The 603-nt window shown below is 31.2% G+C and carries 1 protein-coding gene; it reads right to left on the reverse strand.

Going from position 1 to position 603, the window contains the following annotated elements:
* A partial coding sequence (locus tag N4T77_RS20135; protein ID WP_261673643.1) for a transposase occupies nt 1-496 on the reverse strand: 496 nt, incomplete at its 3' end.
* Nucleotides 497-603 lie beyond the last annotated feature (107 nt).

The raw sequence follows: 603 nt of genomic DNA on the forward strand, positions 1-603 counted from the left end.
TTTTCCATACAAAGCTATATTTATTTGCATTAGCTTCAATTTTTGTTCCGTCTATAAATATATTTTTGTACTCTATTTCTCCTAAGCTTTCAAGTTTTCCTACTAGCTGATAAAACAAATCATCTATTACATTTGCAAGCCTATCAGTTCTAAATCGTGAGATTGTATTATGATCTGGAGCTTTTCGACCTTCTAAAAGCCATATAAAGTTAATATCCCTTCTGCAGGCTTCTTCTATTTTTCTTGTTGAATAAACATTGTTCATATATGCATAAACAATGATTTTAAATAAATTCTTCGGTGGTACTTCTGGATTTCTCCCTAATCGGGAGTACGCCCTATTTAAATTTGTATAATCTAATTCCTCCATTACTTGGCTTAAAAGTCTCACTGAATCATTTTCCGGTATTAAAATTCCTGTTTCCACAGGAAAAACTAATTGATAAACATTGTTATAACTGGTATAATTCTTTTGTGTAATTTTGTTACTGATCATAATTAAATTATACACAAAAAAGCGAGTTCTAACGAGCTCGCTTTTTTCATACCTAAAAACAAAGAGTGCTGTCGCACTTAGAAATTTTCTAATTGTGAGACAGCCCC

This window comes from Clostridium sp. CX1 (assembly GCF_025398335.1).
Taxonomy (GTDB): domain Bacteria; phylum Bacillota; class Clostridia; order Clostridiales; family Clostridiaceae; genus Clostridium_AM; species Clostridium_AM tanneri.